General features: G+C 70.6%; 16 protein-coding genes and 1 CRISPR repeat array. All 16 genes read right to left on the reverse strand.

Annotated features, from left to right (window positions below):
• Positions 1–66: 66 nt before the first annotated feature.
• Complete coding sequence (locus ACIBEA_RS43245; RefSeq protein ID WP_399269841.1) at positions 67–285, reverse strand: hypothetical protein; 219 nt, start codon at positions 283–285, stop codon at positions 67–69.
• Positions 286–537: 252 nt separating this feature from the next.
• Positions 538–2151, reverse strand: a complete 1614-nt coding sequence (locus ACIBEA_RS43250; protein WP_399269843.1) for a hypothetical protein — start codon at positions 2149–2151, stop codon at positions 538–540.
• Positions 2152–2160: 9 nt separating this feature from the next.
• Positions 2161–2481 (reverse strand): helix-turn-helix domain-containing protein, encoded by a 321-nt coding sequence (locus ACIBEA_RS43255; RefSeq protein ID WP_399269845.1) that lies wholly within the window; start codon positions 2479–2481, stop codon positions 2161–2163.
• Positions 2478–3575: a tyrosine-type recombinase/integrase gene (locus ACIBEA_RS43260; protein ID WP_399269847.1), complete on the reverse strand. Its 1098-nt coding sequence runs from the start codon at positions 3573–3575 to the stop codon at positions 2478–2480. The genes ACIBEA_RS43255 and ACIBEA_RS43260 overlap by 4 nt, the downstream gene beginning before the upstream one ends.
• A gap of 134 nt (positions 3576–3709) precedes the next feature.
• Positions 3710–4849: a LysM peptidoglycan-binding domain-containing protein gene (locus ACIBEA_RS43265; RefSeq protein ID WP_399269849.1), complete on the reverse strand. Its 1140-nt coding sequence runs from the start codon at positions 4847–4849 to the stop codon at positions 3710–3712.
• Positions 4850–4877: 28 nt separating this feature from the next.
• Complete coding sequence (locus ACIBEA_RS43270; protein WP_399269851.1) at positions 4878–5318, reverse strand: pilus assembly protein TadG-related protein; 441 nt, start codon at positions 5316–5318, stop codon at positions 4878–4880.
• A gap of 3 nt (positions 5319–5321) precedes the next feature.
• Positions 5322–5789, reverse strand: a complete 468-nt coding sequence (locus ACIBEA_RS43275) for a TadE/TadG family type IV pilus assembly protein (protein ID WP_399269853.1) — start codon at positions 5787–5789, stop codon at positions 5322–5324.
• Complete coding sequence (locus ACIBEA_RS43280; RefSeq protein WP_399269869.1) at positions 5786–6184, reverse strand: TadE/TadG family type IV pilus assembly protein; 399 nt, start codon at positions 6182–6184, stop codon at positions 5786–5788. Before ACIBEA_RS43280 ends, ACIBEA_RS43275 begins: the two co-directional genes overlap by 4 nt.
• Positions 6185–6265: 81 nt before the next feature.
• Positions 6266–6463, reverse strand: coding sequence for a hypothetical protein (locus ACIBEA_RS43285; RefSeq protein ID WP_399269855.1), 198 nt, complete (start codon positions 6461–6463; stop codon positions 6266–6268).
• Between the two features lie 27 nt (positions 6464–6490).
• Positions 6491–7399, reverse strand: coding sequence for a type II secretion system F family protein (locus tag ACIBEA_RS43290; RefSeq protein ID WP_399269857.1), 909 nt, complete (start codon positions 7397–7399; stop codon positions 6491–6493).
• Positions 7396–8325 carry a type II secretion system F family protein gene (locus ACIBEA_RS43295; RefSeq protein WP_399269859.1) on the reverse strand — a complete coding sequence of 310 codons (930 nt, stop codon included), beginning with the start codon at positions 8323–8325 and terminating at the stop codon, positions 7396–7398. The genes ACIBEA_RS43290 and ACIBEA_RS43295 overlap by 4 nt, the downstream gene beginning before the upstream one ends.
• Positions 8322–9890 (reverse strand): CpaF family protein, encoded by a 1569-nt coding sequence (locus ACIBEA_RS43300; protein WP_399269861.1) that lies wholly within the window; start codon positions 9888–9890, stop codon positions 8322–8324. Before ACIBEA_RS43300 ends, ACIBEA_RS43295 begins: the two co-directional genes overlap by 4 nt.
• The gene (locus ACIBEA_RS43305) at positions 9880–10698 is read right to left on the reverse strand and encodes a hypothetical protein (RefSeq protein ID WP_399269863.1); all 819 of its coding nucleotides are present in this window, start codon (positions 10696–10698) and stop codon (positions 9880–9882) included. The genes ACIBEA_RS43300 and ACIBEA_RS43305 overlap by 11 nt, the downstream gene beginning before the upstream one ends.
• A 131-nt stretch (positions 10699–10829) precedes the next feature.
• A CRISPR array of direct repeats spans positions 10830–11102; the repeat unit is 29 nt; unit sequence GGGACCGTCCTCGCGCACACGGGCCGGAC.
• Positions 11103–11344: 242 nt separating this feature from the next.
• A complete protein-coding gene (locus ACIBEA_RS43310; RefSeq protein WP_399269871.1) occupies positions 11345–12232 on the reverse strand; it encodes an RNA-guided endonuclease InsQ/TnpB family protein in 888 nt (295 codons plus the stop codon).
• The gene (locus ACIBEA_RS43315; RefSeq protein ID WP_399269865.1) at positions 12139–12915 is read right to left on the reverse strand and encodes an AAA family ATPase; all 777 of its coding nucleotides are present in this window, start codon (positions 12913–12915) and stop codon (positions 12139–12141) included. The genes ACIBEA_RS43310 and ACIBEA_RS43315 overlap by 94 nt, the downstream gene beginning before the upstream one ends.
• Positions 12916–13139: 224 nt before the next feature.
• Complete coding sequence (locus ACIBEA_RS43320) at positions 13140–14573, reverse strand: hypothetical protein (protein ID WP_399269867.1); 1434 nt, start codon at positions 14571–14573, stop codon at positions 13140–13142.
• Positions 14574–14684: the final 111 nt, after the last annotated feature.

The raw sequence follows: 14684 nt of genomic DNA on the forward strand, positions 1-14684 counted from the left end.
CCGCCGAACACGAAGCCGCCCACTACATGACCGAACCCCCAGCGTCACTCCAGAAAACCAGCTAACTCAGTCTCCACAAAACCCGGGGCTTGACAACTCGTTGCCGGCGACCAGGGTGATGGAGTCGACGAAGGCCGCAGCGGTGCGGGCCATCGCCAGCAGGTCATAAGCCCGCAGTGCCATCACCGCGTCCAGCCGTCGCCGAGCCTGCTCCACCTCGCCCAGGGCGGCCTCGGCGACAGCGGCCTGGAGATATACCTGGGCCAGCTGGTGGGCATCAGCCACGTGCATCACATCCGCTGCCCAACGCGGCCATCACCGCGGCGATCTGCTCTATCGTGGCCGGATTCTCGGCCCGGACCTTCTCATGCTCGCTCATCAGGGAAGGCTTTCGACGCCACTCATTCCACGTCCGGGGAAGTAGCACCCCGAATGCTGAGCGGACCATCAAAAATTCAAGATCATCCCACTGCCCCTTTTGGGCTCACCTTGGCTGGACCCCGTGCCCCCCGTGAGTTCACGAAAACTGAAGGGCCTTCAGCGGGAACCCGAGGGTCCGTCGGTGTGCTGTGCAGGGGTGGAGCCGTGGGTTCGTGGTGAAGCCACGGTACCGGTTTCTGCTGACTGCTCCAGGAGTTGGCGGGCGGAGTTCGCGTAGCGGATGGCGGTCTTCTCGTCGAGGCCGAAGACCTCGGCGAGGTGGAGCGGGTCGGGACCGTGGACGAGGGCCTCTTCGAGCTGACGGTCGACGCGGAGCTTTTCGAGGGTGGCGGCCTGGCCGCGTAGTGCCGCCGCGGCGGAGTTGCCGCTGATCGGGCCAGCCGCCAGAGCAGTCTGTTTGTTGACCAGTAGGTGCGGGTTGGCGGTATCGGGCCAGCGACGAGCCCGATATTCCAACCAGGCCAGGGCGAGCCGCAGTGTCAGCGCGTCCAGGGGACGGACGCGGCCGTCGACGGTCAACCGTCGGTTGCCGATGTCGAGGTCATCGAGCTGGAGTCGACATATCGCACCCGTGCGGGCGGCATGGACAGCTGCAAGAGCGAGGATCAGCCTGTCGTCCGGCCTGCTCGCTGCGGAGACCGAACTCTGGACGTGCTCGGACACCAGCGGCTGGACGATCCCCAGCTCCTGCTGGCCGACCGGTATTCGGCTGGTCGGGTTCTTGAAGACGGTGCCGCTCTTCTTCGCCCGTCCGAACAGCGACCGCAGTGCGATCAGCGTGGATCTGCGCTGTGAGCCGTGGACGGTTTCGAGGTGGGCGACCACGTCGTCCCGGGTGACCTCGCGTAGGTGGTCGTAGCGGCTCGACCACTCCAACAGCACAGGCCGGAGCCGGTTGACGTAGCCCCAGACGGTGGTCGTGTCCCGGGCTTGGGAGCGCGGTCCGCCGCTGTGCAGGGTTCGGGCCCAGTGGGCCGTGTCACGGCGGATGCCGTCGGCGAGCCCGTCGAGCTTGGGCTCCAACCACTGCTCGAAAGCTGACGGACGGTCGTCCAGGAAGACGCCAATGGCGTCGAGCACCTCGACGGTGCGCACGGTGCTGAGCCCGCGCGGCCGCAGGACCGGAAAGATCTCCGAGTACCGGACCGTCTCCCCATCGGCGTAGTGAACCAGGATCAGGACCAGGGCGTCGTCGACGGCAAGGCGGGTCGCCCGGGGCCAGCCCCGGGCCTCGCCGAGCTGGTGTGCAACGTGCCGGGCCCAGGCCAACCACGGTCCTTGTGGCCGAACGTCCTGCCGGAGTCCGGTGCGGGTCAGGTCCCGGCGGGCGTCGAACAACGCTTCCTGGGACCAGCCGCTCGCGGGAGGCCGGGAGGCCTCGGGGTCGGGCCGGCGGGGGCGCCCTCGCCGTTCATGCGTGACGGCCAGGGGTCGGCGCCCACGGTCCCAGAGCGCCGTCATGCCGGAGAAGAACAGCTGGTGGTGCCGCAGTTTGGGGAGGAAGAGCTCCGCCCTGGCCTGCGTCGGTGCCGCTTCGGCCCGCGCCTGGACCCAGCACAGTCGGCAGTGACCCTTCCGCAGCGGCAGCCGGCCCGAGCAACTGGCGCACGGGCCGATCTCGCACTTGGCCGCGAAGGAGGAGCACGCGCCGCAGCGCGGTCCGAACAGCAGGCCCCAGGAAAAGCACTGCGGGCAGGACTTCGCTCGCACGACGGCCGGTCAGACCGGAGGAAGGGAACGGCCGTCGTGCCGCCGGGGCACCACGGTGGTCCCCGAGCCGACAGCCGTCTGCTGGACCGTTTCCTGCCCGGGGCGGGCGACCGTTTCCGGCTGCGGGATCAGTAGGTCCCCGATCTCGCACCCAAGAACGACGCAGATGACGTCGAGGTCGTCGAGCTTGAGGGAGATCGGCTGTCCGGACCACAGCCCGGACATCTTGCCCGCCGAGATCACCAGCCCGTGCTCGGCCAGGCTCCGCTGCAGGTCGGACGCCTTCCAGATGCCCTTACTCGCGGCCGTCAGCCGCAGGTTCCACTTCATCGAACCAGTCCTCCCAGCCGCTGTGCGGCCCGTTCCTGCCCGGCGGCCCAGGCGTCCTCGACCCGCGTGCCGTGCACGTGGACGTATCGCATCGTCGTCGCGATCCAGGAATGTCCCAATACCTCCTGGATCGCGATCAAGTCCATGCCGTTCAGATAGAGCTCCGACGCGCAGAAGTGCCGCAGCACATGTGGTGTCAACTTCTCTGCCCAGCCCGGTAGATGGGCCTTCGCGGCCTCCTTCAGGCCGGTCCGGAGGGCATCGTCGCCGACCTGGCGCGAGGAGCCGTCGGCGTTCTTGCGCTCGGAGGGGAACAGCGGGGCGCCCGGCCGGGTGTGGTCGTCGTCGAACTGGCCCCACACGTCCTCGATGAACCACCGCAGGGTCCGCCCGACATCGTTGATCAGCGGCACCATCCGCTCGCGCGGTCCCGACCCCCGGGAGCCCTTGCCGTAGCGGACGTGCAGCTTGCCGAACCTGCCCAGGTCCCACTTGATGTCCGCCAAGTCCAGTCGGCACGCCTCGTTCACCCGCAGCCCCACCCCTGCCATCAGCCTCGCGGCGGTGTAGTTCCGGGCGGTAGGGCCGAACTTGCGGCAGGTCGCCAACTCCCCAGCCCAGCCGGCGAACAGCCCGCCGACCTCGCCCGAGGTCGGCGGGATCCGCAACTGCGCGTCCTTCGAGCCGCGCGGGCGGTTCATTTCGTCGATCGGACAGTCCACCACCCGGCCTGTCAGCTGGTGGATCTCGACTTTGTGCCGCAACTCCAGGAACGCGAAGTACGTCGTCAGCGCCTGGGATCGGGCCAGCCGGGTGCCGCTGGGCGAGCCCCTCATCACCCGCCCGAAGTATGCGTCGGCGTCGGCGGGCTCCATGTCCCACAGCGGACGGCCGAACCACGTCCGCACCTGCTCCAGGTTGCCGACGTCCCCGCGGATGGTGCCGTCCGCCAGCCCCGCCGAGGCCCGCGCCAGCACGAACCCGGCCAACACGTCAGTCTCGAACGCTTCCAGCTCCTCGGTCGAGGCTGGCGCCCGGAACTCGCGCAGATCCCGTACAGCGGCCAGCGCCAACCCGAGCCCCCTCAGCTTCACCCAGAAAGTGGAACCATCGTGAAAGCTGAGACTACTTCATAAATCCTGAAATTCCTTCACTGGGCGCCCGACTGTAGAGCGAAGGGTAAACCCCCTGGCCAGCAGGCCCGACGCTCACAGACCCTCAGGGGAACTCACGGGATGTCGCACACCGGGGCCGGGGCTGCGGTCGACGGTGCGGTCGACGGAGCCGAGGGCGCCGAAGCGGCCGGTGTCGGTGTGCCGGGCGCGGGCGCGGCCGGTGTGTTCGGTGTGGCGGGCGCCGTCGGGGCCGGAGCGGCCGGTGCGGCCGGGACGGGTGGCGCGGGGGGAGTGGGACTCGGCACGGCGGGTGCCGCAGGCTGGGGGAGGGCGAGTTGCTGCCCGGGAAGGATCAAGTCGGGGTCGGTGAACGTGGTGCCGTCGGGCAGGGCCTGGCCCCGGTTCAGGTCGAAAATCTCCTGGTAGCGGTCGGCGCTGCCCAGGGTAGCCGCGGCGATTTCCGACAGGCTCTCGCCCTCGCGCACGGTGTGCGTCGCACCGGCCGCGCCGGGCAGGTCCGGGCCGGCTCCGGTGCCGGGGCCGGCTGGGCGGGCGTCGGTGGGCAGGTGCAGGATCCACCCGGGCTGGATCGGCTGATCCGCGTGGAAGCGGGTCCCGTCCACCATGGTCTGGCCCTCGTTCAGGGCGGCGATATCGCCCCACCGTTCGCCGTCGCCGAGACGCTGTTCGGCGATCGACCACAAGCTCTCGGCGGGCCGGCTGTCCTGGACGGTGTGGCTCATCGCCGCCCCCGGGGCGCCGGTCTGCTGTGTGGCCGCGGTCGCTGCGGCGGGGGCGCCGGGGACGGGGGCGGCGCTCACGCTGACGCCCACGGCGGCGGGGGCGGGCGCGGCGAGGGCGGTTCCGGCGGGCAGGGCCAGCAGAACGGCGCTCACCAGCGCGGCGGCGGCCCGCTGTCCGGCCAGTCCCCGGATCTGGGGCGCGGTGCGGCCCCTGAGTTGCGCGGGGATTTCCAGCAGGGCCGCGCACACGAAGCACGCCCACCCCGCCCACCCCGCCACAGCCAGGACCAGGAGGAACACCTGGCCCGAGTCGGAGGTGGACAGGAGGGAGGATGCGGCGGCGAGTCCGGGCGGGCCGACGATGGCGGTGGCCCACCACAGCAGCACGGGCAGACCGGCCAGCAACGAGAGGAGCACGGCCAGCGCGAGGACACCGCGCACGAGCGCGGCGGCGGTCTGCGCACCGCCCCGCCGTGGCGGCCGGATCGAGGTGGTGGGGTTCGTCGGCATCGGCCGTCCTTCTGCGTGGTGAACGGGGCTACTGGGGCTGGGTGGTGCCGTAGAGGAGGTGCGCGGAGCCGTGCCCGGTGACGTCCATCGACCCGATACCGACCAGCCCGAGGAACACGGTGGGGTACTCGGCGTGGACGGTGACGGTCAGGCCGGTGCCGTCGGCGGAGAGGGTGGCGCTGCCCCGGGTCCCGGTGCGGGCTAGGTAGGCCTGGGCGGCGGCCTGGGCGCCCGCGGGGTCGGCGCGGACCGGGCTGCCTGCGATGGCAGCGGCCGGGTCGATGGCCTGCCCCGCCGCCCGGGCCGCTTCCATCGCGGCGGCGTCCGCGCGCTCAGTGGCGCGCAGCTTCCCGCCGCCGTCGATGGCCAGCCCGATGATCGCCAGCAGGGCCACGGTCACGATCGCCGTGTAGATGGCGATCCCGCCCCGATCCCCGCCAGGAAGAACTTTCCGCGGCGGTGTGGTCATTGGTCAGCCCTCCCTGGAGCGGTAGGCGTCCACCACGGACGTGAACCGACTCGTGAGCGTCTTCGTGCCCGGCACCCCGGGCAACATCAGGTCGGACAGAGCGACGGTGCACGAGATGGTGACGGTCACGGTGCCGACCTGCCCAACAGGCACGGCTAGACCAGAGGTGTCCACGCTCGTGCTGATCGAGGCGCAGTGGATTCCCTGGTCGGCCAGGGACCGGGCGGCGGCGCCGGAGGCCTCGGCCTGGGCGCTGTCGTAGGTGCGGGAGATGGAGGCGGCGCGGGCGGCGTCCTCGGCGACGGCGTCGATTTTCGCGCCGGACGTGACGATGCGTCCGCCCGCGATCGCCAGACACAGCAGGACCAGGAGGAGCGGGGTCACGATCGCGGCGGCGATCGTCTCGCTACCCCGGTCCCCGCTGCTGCGTGCCACCTCGATCCGGCGCCGTAGCCAGGCAGTTCCGGTCACGGCGTGGTCCACCTCTCCCGCGGAGCGCCGGCCGACTGCGACACGCTCAACCCCGAGATACCGGGGATGAGGGAGGGCGCGTTCCCGGTGACCATGATGCGGACCTCGGTGGCCGACCCCCCGGAGGAGACGCCCGTACCGGTCAGGCTGTCGCCCGCGATCCGCTGGAGCGTCTCCCGCGCCCGGGCCGTACCCGCGCTGTCGGGCGCCTGGTAGACGCGGGCCGCGGCGACCCCTTCGCGGGCGGCGGTCAGCGCGATGTTGCGGGCATACATCCACATCGCGGCCTGGACCACCGCCACGGTCATCAAGATGACGAACGGGAACACGATCGCCATCTGAATCGAGGCCTCCCCCCGGTCTCCGCCCGCCCTCCGGCGTCCCGCTGCCAGCAGGCGGGCAAACGGCCTTCTGCGCGTTCTCGGTGACACCCTGCCCTCCCTCCCTCGTGGCGTGCTGCTGTGGGTGCTGGCTGATCAGATGCCGGAGAGCTTGCCGTTGTACTTGGTGATCAGGACGCCGATGGATCCGGCGATCAGGAGCGCGCCGGCGACGGCGGCCACCCAAATGATCACGGTGGTGATGGAGATGTCCCCGCGGTCCTCGGACGCCCGCTTCTCGATCTCGGCCCAGTGAGCGCGCAGGGCGGTGGTCAGGCGAATGTAGGTCTTCACGATCGGCTCCTTCGGGTGGGTTGGGGTCTAGGTGGTGAGCATGCGAATGACCGCGGGAAACGCGATCAGCAGCATCACGAGAACAGCGAGCAGCGCGCCGGGCGCGGTCATCTTCTCGCTGTCGGCGTTGGCCTCGGCGGCCTGCTGCGCGAGGAGCTCGGTGCGCAGGTTGCGGGCGCGGGAACGCAGGGTGGTGTAGACGGAGGCGCCGTCGTCGGCGGACTGTCGCATGATCGCCGCAAGATCATCCATGACCGGGAGATCCAACTCCGCGGTCAGTCGGGCCAGCGACTCCCAGTGCGCGATCTTGTCCACCCGGGACTGCGCCAGCGCGGCCTGGATCCGCCCGAACGCCCACCCCTGCCCCACCTGCGCGGCCTGCTCCATCGCCTGCTCGGCCGACACGTTCCCCGCACGCCGCAGCGCCACGAGATCGAGGTAGGCGGCCATCGCGTGCGCGAACTCGGCCCGCGCCCGGCGCGCCTTGTCCCGCAGCGCGAGGTCCGGGGCGAACCACAACAGGATCGCGGCGAGGATGCCCACGATCGCGGGCAGGTACAGCGGCACGCCGAGGAGGAGCAGCGGCACCGTGGACAACGGCGGCAACAACAAGCCGGCCCCGGCCAACGCAACCTTGGTCAGGATGAACCGGCCCGGGGTGGCGCCGGTGAGCGCGAGGTCCTTGTAGGGGATGCGGACTCCGGGAACGTCGGCGAGGTGTTCCAGCAGCCACCGCCCCCACCGCTCATCCCGATCCGCGCCCGCATCCGCTCTCTGCGGCAACGGCGCGACCGCGGGGGCGGGGGCGGGGGCGGGGCTGTTGAGTCGGCGCAGGGCCGGACCGAGGGCGGGCGCGGGGCGCAGGACCTCGCGCACGAGCAAGGCGCCACCGGCACCGATCGCTGCGCCGGACAAGATCGCGGCCACGGGCATCATCGCGCGCTCACCTCCACGGGAGACTCGACGTCGGCGGTAGGGGTGGTGGGGGTGACGGCGCTGCGAGGATCGGCGATCAGAAACCGGGGGACGGGCTTGACGTCGGCGATCTGCCGCATCAGGGCGAGGACACCGACGAACCCGGCCAGCAGCACCGCGAGTACGAGTTGGCCGATCAGCGTCCCGTACGGGGCGGTGTAGGAGGGGACCAGGAACCCGGCGCCGATCACTCCCAGGGTGATGATCGTCATCCACCGCATGGTCGTGCGCGGCTTCGCCCGGTCCGCCTCGATCGACCTGCGCCGCGCGACTTCCTCGTGGACGGACTCCGCGAGGTCTTCCAGGGCCTGGGCCAGGCCCGGCCCGCGGTCGGCGGCCGACAACACCAGCGCGGCGACGACCTTGTCCGCCGTCACGTCGCCGAGGGCGTCGCCGAACTCCCGCAACGCATCCGCGGGCCGCCACCCGACCTTCAACCGGTCCACCAAGTCGCTGACGTCGTCGGCGAGGGCCTCGGGGCATCCCCGGCGCGATACCTGGAGCGCCTCATCGAGGCCTCGCCCGAGACGCAGGGTGTTGGCCAGGCGCTGGGTCCAGTCGCCGAGGGCCTCCAGGCGGGCGATCCGGGCGGTTGCGGACTTCGTCGGCGACAACAGCCACGGCACCCCGATGACCGCCAAGAACACCATCACCCCCGCGATGAACACCCCGCTGACCAGCCACAACAGGACTCCCGCCAGGGCGCCGCCGATCAGGCGGGTGCGGCGGATCATCCGCTCGTCCCGGGTCGCCAACTGCCGACCCGCCCGCATGCGGGCCGCGATGGACGGCCCCTTGGGCGCCGTCGTGCCGACCACTCCGGCCACGAGCGCGACCAGACCGCCCGCGACGGCCAGCCCGGCCAGCACCCACAACAAGATCGTCATAGCGCTGCCTCCTGCACCAGGAGAGGCAGGGGAGCGCCCCACGTCCCGGTCGGGTCGTTGAGCAGGTTGGCGTCGAACCCGGCCCGGCGCAGCGCGGGGATGCACCGCGGGTGCATCAGCGGCACCGCCCGGTACTCGCCCCACTCGGGCCGTGGCCCGAAGATCAGGTTCGTGTCGGGGCGCCCGCCTTCGCCGATACCGGTGACCTCAAGGACGTGGGAGACGAACCGGTGCCGGTGACCGCCGATCCGCGTCTCATCGATCGAGGACACGAACACGATGAAGTGCAGCCCGTTGGCGGCCTGCCGGTAGGCCAGCGACTCCGACATGTTGGCCTGCGCCAACAAGTACAGCTCGGCGATCCGGTCGAACACCACGCCCGGGCTGCTGGCGTGCAGCGTGCACAGGTTCCCGCCCGCGCCGTTCGTCAAGGCCTGGAGCATCGCGACGATTTCCGGGCCGCGCACTTCACCGACCACGATCCGGGTCAGCGTCATGCGCAGCGCCCGGTACATCAGGTCCATGAGCGTGATCTCACCGGCCGCCGTCCCGGCGACGATCTCGCCGTTGGATTCGCGGGCTTCCATCGGGACGACCTGGCGGTGGTAGCCGTTCTCGTGCGCGAAAAGCTCGTGCTCGGTCTCCAGCGTCGCGAACCGCTCATCGGGATCGATCTCCCTCAGCAGCGCCCGGAGCAGGGTCGTTTTGCCCGCGGCCTGCCCGCCCACGATCATCACGTTCCTCTCCGCGAGGACGCACGCCCGCAGGAACTGTTCGAGGGTGGTGTCGAGCATGCCGCGGCCGACCAGCTCGGGGAGGTCGGCATGACGCATGCTGTGCCGGCGGATCGTCACGTACGTGCCCGGCGTGACGTCGGTGACCGCCTGGAGGCGCGACCCGTCGGCCAGCCGCAACGCGAGGAACGGGTCGGCCGTCGACAAGCTCCGCTCGCTCTGACCGGTCGTGCGCCGCGCAAGATCCCGCAGCAACTCGCGCAGCTCCTCGTCAGAGTCCGCGACCGGCGCCACCGCCACCCGACGTCCATCGGTGAAGTCCAACCACACGTCGGCGAACCCGTTGATGAAGATGTTCTCCACCGCACCGTTGTCCAAGTGCGCCTGGAGCCGGCCAGCCCGAAACTGGAGGTCGAACACGGCCTGAGCGATCGCTGCGTCCTCGGCGGCCGACGTCGCGCGACCGCGCTTGACGGCCTCGGCATCCGACCACACCGCGACCTGCGCGTTGATCAGGTGGCGGCCCTGCTGCTCTTGCGCGGCCTCGCTCATCCCCGGCCGTGCCCGCAGCAGGGCCGTCAGCCGCTCCCCGACTTCCTTCTTGATCAGCCGAACGGCTCCGTAGTCGACGACCGGCGCCGGTGCCGGTGTCGGCTCGACGTCGGCGGTGGGGGTGCTGGGCAGGGCGGTCCACGGATTGACCGGCGCCACCCCGCGGCGCCCCTCGGGAACCACGGGGACAGGGGCCGGGGAGGTGCGGGGGTCGGCGAGACGAGCGTGCAGGGAGTTCGCCGGGACCTGGGGGCTGTTGTGCAGGGGGTTAGCGCGCACCGGTCACCGCCGCGGAGCCGGGACCGGAGTGGGGCAGGGCCAGCCGGGACCGACGGATCGCCACCAGCTCCTGAATCCGTACAGCGGCCGACCGAGCGGAGCGCATCAACTCCCCAGACTCGAACCGCCGCGGCGGCGGCGCACCGTCAGAGAGCACCGCGGCCTCCTTCGGCCGGCACGGCAGCACCGCGACGACCGGAATCCCCAGGTGCTTGCGGACTTCCTCTTTGGAGAACGGGCCGTCGTCGACCAGCAGCACGGCCAACTCCGTCGTCCCGCCCACCGCCTCGCGCAGTGCCTCCACCCGCACCTGCGCGCTCTGCAACGACCGCAGGGTGCCGCGGGCCACGATCAGCACGACGTCGGCCTTCTGGGCCAGCACGGCGGAGGGGCCGAACGCGCCGCGACGGCCGAGGTCCACGATCACGTCGTGCCCGTGCTCCTCGATCCCGACGAACAAGCGGGCGAGTGGGCGCCATACCGGCTCCATCGCCGACGCGTGCGCCGGGTCATACAGCCCCGGCAGCAGCAGCCGGTCACGACTACCGACGTCGGTAATGTCGACCAACTGGCGCCAAAAAGCATCGGTCAGCTGCCCCTGACGACTGGCCACCGCCAGGTTCCGCAACCCCCGCGCGTTGTCCAGCGTCCCCTGGAGCGCGCCGGGAAGGACGGAGCCGCCGTCCGGGTCGGCCTCGGCCAGCAGCACCCGATGCCCCGCGGGCATCTCCCACGCCAGCAGCAACGCCATCGCCGACGTCGTCACCCCCGGCGCGCCCAACCCGCCGGCCAGCGCCACGACGGCCATCAGGCGCCCCCGTCCTGCGCGGCCACGATCAGCGCGACCGCTCCGGTGGCGACCCGCGCGGCCAGCGTCGGGCCGCTTGCGGCGGGAACCGCGACGTCCAGGGGTGCAAGCGAGACGGAGCAGCTCGGGTTGGGACCGTCCTCGCGCACACGGGCCGGACGCCCGCAGCGAGTCGGTAATGGAGGTCCACCCGGGACCGTCCTCGCGCACACGGGCCGGACTGCCACAGCGGCCTGACGAAGAGGGATACCTGGGGACCGTCCTCGCGCACACGGGCCGGACTTCTCGTGCGCCACGGTTTCCGGCCGCACGGTGGGACCGTCCTCGCGCACACGGGCCGGACTGGACCAGCACGCAGGGCTCGCCCTCCTCGACGGGACCGTCCTCGCGCACACGGGCCGGACCCTTCTTGACCTGCTGGTCTAGCTAGGTGTGGGCCGTGTTTTGGGTATCTTGCGAGATTCGGTCATTGTTCGCATACGCGCGCATTATGGAGATGTGAGGACAGCTGGCGGATTGCTCTGCCAGGGTGACCCAGAGGGTCTTCCCGCTTCGTTCTGCTTGCCCTGGTGCCCTTGCGGGTGTCGGGGTCTTACGTGCAGTCCACGGGCGTTACAGCCCCTTTTCCAGGGGACTGGACAGGCCATCAGGCCTGTCGGGTTACAGCGTGGTTTTTGATGTTGTAGGCCGCGTTAGCATCCCTGTCCATGATCATACCGCAGGCCTGGCAGTGGAACGTTCGGTCGGCCAGGGTCTGGGCGGTATCGCTCCATCCGCACTGGTGGCAGGTCTTGGAGGACCGGAAGAACGTGGGGACGCGGGCGACGGTGACGGCGTGCCAGCGGGCCTTGTACTCGATCTGACGGTTGATCTCGGCGAACCCGACGTCGAGTATGGCCCGGTTGAGGCCTGCTTTTTGACGGACGTTCTTACCCGGCTTGGCCGCAGTGCCCTTCGCTGAGCTGGTCATGCCCTTGGTGTTCAGGGTCTCCAGGGCGATCTCGGCGTACTGCTGGACGAGTCGCTTGGTGATCAGGTGCTGGGCGGTGGAGCGGCGGGCGGCCAGCTGGGCGTGCAGCTTGGCCACCTTCGCTTTGGCTTCGAGGTAGCCCTGGGACTGCTGGGTGGCGCCCTTGACGTAGCGGCGGGACATGATCCGCTGGGCCCGAGCGAGTTTGCGGGCAGTGTTCTCCAGCAGGCGGGGGTTGTCCACGGTGAGGACGGGCGGCGCGCCGCGGTGGAGGGTGAGGGGGTCGGACAGGACCAGGGCGGCTTTGACGCCGAGGTCTACGCCGACCCGGCCCGCGGCGCGCTGGCGGCGGGTGGGCTGCTGCGGGAGTTCTTGCGTGATGCGGGCGAGGACTGAGGCGTGCCAGCGGTGTCCTTCGCGGGCCACGGTGAGGCTGGTGATGACGGCGCGGCCGTCGTTGGTGAGCTTGGTCAGGGCGCGGGGTGACTGGTGGAGGCGGACGGTGAAGGCGGGTTGCCCACCTCCGCCGGGTATGCGTAGGCGGCGGGGCCCGTCGAACCGTATGTCGGGTGGTCGCCGAACGCCTGGATCTGGGCGGGGGTGCTGTACTGGAAGCGGTCCAGGTCGACGAAGTCGAAGCGCCGCTCGGTCTGGGTGACCTCCAAGCCGTGGATCCTGTTGCCCGCCGTGGCCGGCATCACCCACTGCCGGCCACGTTGGTCCCAGCAAGCCCGTCGCAGGAGGCCGGATCCCACGATGTCGACGCCGACCAGGACCAGGGTGACGTTCATGCTCATGAACGCCCGAATCAGGTCGAGGGTGTCCTGGTCGTCGGCGCGGTGCAATCGCAGCCGGGTGATGTCGTCCAGGATCAGGACCAGGACACCGTGGTCGTCCAATGCTCCGGCGACCTGACGGACCAGCTGGGGCAGGGTCAGCCCCTTGGTGGTCGCCCCGAAGAAGCTGAGGATCGCCTCGCAGGTGCTCTTCGGCGTCGCGGTCACGGGCGTCTGAACGTAGGCGACTGGGGCGTGCAGGGCCCGGGCGCCCCGCGGGAGGTGAGGGTTGACGAAGTTGTTCATCTCGAGCCAGGTGTCCTCGAAGTCCGCGACAACCTCGCAGACCGTCTCCGTCTTGCCCTGGTAGCCCCATCCTCCGACGATCACCCCCGGCCAGGTGGCCGCGGTCCGCTGCAGGGCGTTTCCGAAGACCCGCCGGGATAGGAGCCGGGAGACCTTCAACGCCATCGGGGTCTCCTGCAGGGGCAGGTTGACATGCGTCGCCGTCCGGTGAAGATCGTGCAGAGCGCGCCCGCGGGGACTCAGGGCCCGCCACTGGTCCAGCGTCAGCGCCGGCGCGGGAACGAACGCCCGGCGGTTGGCCCGGTAGTGCTGTCAGCCGTCGAAGGTGTCGCGCCGGGGCGGCTTGCCGCTGAGGATCGCGCTGAGGGGATGCGGCTGCCCGGGGTCGGTCATGAGCTCTCCCTGGCCTCACTGTCGTCGTCCGGCAGAGCGAACAGGTTCCGCCGTCGCACGCTGTCACCCAGCCGCGGAGGCAGTGAAGGAGCGGGGGCGACGTTCTCCTCCCGGCATCGACGGCGCTCCACGTCGACGGCGCGTTCGACTGCCGACGCCTCGGCGGGCCAGGGCATCACCCGGGCCACCGGAAGACCCTCCGGATCACCAGGCTCAGGTGCGGGCCGATCGGCCGCCGCCGCTGCCGCCTGAGCGGTGCGGCGTGAGCGGCCGGCCTTCTCACGCTTGGTCATCTGCGAGGGCCACTGGGCGACCGGGATCGCCGAGCCGAGGATCTTCAGCAGGGTGGGCAGCAAGTCGGCGTCGGAACGCGGCGCCAGGCCCAGAGCACGGACCTCGGCCAGCAACGCCTGAGCAGTCGCGTCGGAGAACGCCGGGACCTCGCCTTGGGGCGGCAGCCCGGTCCAGCGCAGGACGTGCCAGTGGCCCGGCTCATCAGGATCCTCGAAGAACACGGCCCGGCGGTCGCGCCGGTCGGAACGGACCAGCCACAGGCCCTTCTTCCGGCCGCCGCGTGACGACGGCCCCCGGAAGCGGTCCTCGTCCAGTAGCGGGTCGTGATACCAGAGTCCGAGGATCTTCACCCCGCGACCCTGGTGGATCTTGACGTGATGGCCGCGCAGGAGCTGGTAGTAGAGCTCGGGAGCGGGGATCTCAAGATCGAGTCCGCCCTGCAGGGCCGCCGCCGCGAACAGCGAGTTCGGACTGTGCTCCTCGCCCGGACCCCAGGCCGGCGCGTACTCGCCCAGAACCCGGTTTTGCCAGACCCGGACAATCCACGTCGCGATCACGTGCTCCATCTGCGACATCGTCAGCAGCGCGTCCGCCTCCGGATCGGCGCCGCGGTCGGCGACGTCGGCGCCGGTGAAGCCCAGCAGGTGCTCCAACAGCAGGGTCTTGACCGAGGAGAACGCCCGCTCGACGGCGAACTTGTCCGTGGCCCGCAGAACGCGGGCGGGCAGGATGTTGCAGCCCAGGACCTCCTGGGCGTCCACGAGGTGGTGACTCTTGTAAGGACCGCCGTGGTCGGTGGTCACCGTCTCCGGCGCGAAGAACGGAAGCGCGGCGACCCGGTGGCCGGCGAACTCGGTGACGACCGAGGCCGGAACACCTGGATAGGGCCACTCCATCTCCTCGCCCCAACCCTCGCGCATGGGCAACGGCAGCATGACATCCCGCAGCAGCATCGCGATGTCCACCGAGGTGTCGGATACCAGCGTCAGGCGGAACGCGACCAGCGAGTGCGTGTAGAGATCCAGCGCGAGCGACAGCATCACCGAGACCGGCTCGCCGAACACCGACTCGCGGACCTTGACCGGCAATGGCGTACTGTCCAGCGCGACGACCTGGCCCGGCCGGTGGACCACCACCCGGTGCCCGGTTTGGGCAGTCTCCGCCGTACGGACGTAACGCTGACGCGCGCCGTCCGAACCGAACCACTCCCGCCAGACCGCGATCAGCGTGTTCCGGGACGGCACGTC

Source organism: Streptomyces sp. NPDC051555 (assembly GCF_044454405.1).
GTDB lineage: Bacteria > Actinomycetota > Actinomycetes > Streptomycetales > Streptomycetaceae > Streptomyces.